Source organism: Micromonospora sp. M42 (genome assembly GCF_000568915.1).
Lineage (GTDB): Bacteria > Actinomycetota > Actinomycetes > Mycobacteriales > Micromonosporaceae > Micromonospora > Micromonospora chalcea.
Genome location: NZ_KK037233.1, coordinates 769,069 through 770,636, shown reverse-complemented (window position 1 = coordinate 770,636; position 1,568 = coordinate 769,069). Strand labels below are relative to the sequence as shown.

The window sequence follows — 1,568 nt, the reverse complement described above, 5'->3', positions numbered from 1 at the left end:
GCGGGGTGGGTGGGCCGGGTCGGGCGAAGAGCGCGGCCAGGACCGTCAGCGGCACGGTCCACGCCGCCCCGGGCTGTGCGTCCAGGTAGCGCAGCTCCAGGTAGCCGCGCGGGCGCACCGGCGGGAAGAGCGTGCTGACGTGGTACTCCAGGTCGTCGGTGGTGGGCGGGCGGGGCAGCGCGCCGGCCAGCCAGTCGGCGAACGTGACGTCCGGCGGCGCGGTCCAGTCCGGGCCGTCGCCGCGTACGCAGAGCAGCGGCGCGGCGAGCGCGTACCCGGTCCAGGCGGCCACCGGATCCTCGTCGGCGCGTTCGGGCGACCACACCGGACGGGTCCGGGCCGGGTCGATGGCCAGCCAGGTGGCCATCCGGGCGGAGGCCCAGCCGGTGGCCCGGCCCGCGTGCCGGTCGGCGGTGGCGAAGGCGGCCAGCAGCGGCGGGCCGACGGCGTGCGCGGCGGCCCACCGCTGCGCGAGGTGCTCCGGCTCGCCCGCGTCGAGGCAGACCTGCAGGCCCGCCGTGCTGTACATCATCGCCCGCCCCGCCGGGCCGCGCCGGTCGAAGGCGCACCGCATGGCCCGGTAGCGGGGGGTTTCCACGACGGGTCGCGGCAGCCGCCAGGGGTCGATGCCGCTACGGCCGAGCACCAGCCCGGCGGCGTCCAACCGGGCCCGTAGCTCGGCGACGTCGGCCTCGGTGGCCAGGACGAGCGCGCCGACAGTCGGTCGCGGCGCGGCGGAGATCTCCACCTGCCCGCCGGGCTCCACGGTCACGGCGCTCGCGCGCCGGAGCTCGTCGGCCGGGCTGGTGGGGTCGAGCGTCACGGGGCTGTGCCGCCCCAGCGCCCTGCGTAGTCGCTCGCGGTCGACCGGCCGGGCCGGGTCCGCGGCGTCGTGCACGGTCCATTCCAGTTCGACGCCGACGAGCGTGGGCGGTCCGGTCTTGAAGCAGATCCGGGCCAGGTGGCCCCGGGCCGCCTGCTCGTCGCCCAGGACGACGGCGCGGTCCAGGTCCGGCGACATCACCATGGGGCGGCTCCTCCTCGGCGACGGACGACCACGGTGTCGCGACGCGCCCGGCCCGTTCGGCGCGGGACGCCGTCACACCATCCTCTGTCTAGCAGACGTGATCCGCTTGCCCGGAGAGATGAATTTTTGTCCGGAATCTGATTGCGCCCTCGCGCTCAGTCGTCCTCGTCCTAGTCGTCGTCTTCGGCTGGCGGGGTCCCCGAAGGCTCCCCCACCAGATTCCGGCAGTAGCTCTCCACCTGCTCGGGGCCGCCGGCGGCGGCCACCAGGTCGGCGAAGCCGGGCCTGGTCAGCGCCTTCTCCCGCTGCCGCTCCGACTTGACCAGGTAGGCGCGGCAGTGGGCGACGATCCGGTTGTTCCCCGCCGGGGGCGCGGGCGGCGCGGCCGGGACGCTCGGCGTAGACGTCGGCGTCGGCGTCACGTCGCGGGCCGGCCGGGACGCCGCGCCCGACGCCTCGCCGGCCGGTGTGCTCGGCGCCGGCCGCGACGGCCCGGTGGCGGTGGGGCCGGTGACGCCCGGGCCGCTGGTGGCCGGCGCCG

Annotated in this window: 1 protein-coding gene and 1 pseudogene; both read right to left on the bottom strand. The window is 77.0% G+C overall.

Translation table 11 applies throughout. The annotated features are described in order from the left end of the window. Positions 1-1,027: glutamate-cysteine ligase family protein (locus MCBG_RS03130; protein WP_084789409.1), on the bottom strand; the 1,027-nt coding region annotated here is incomplete at its 3' end. 170 nt (positions 1,028-1,197) lie between these two features. Next, a pseudogene (locus tag MCBG_RS03125) lies at positions 1,198-1,568 on the bottom strand (hypothetical protein); the annotation flags it as partial.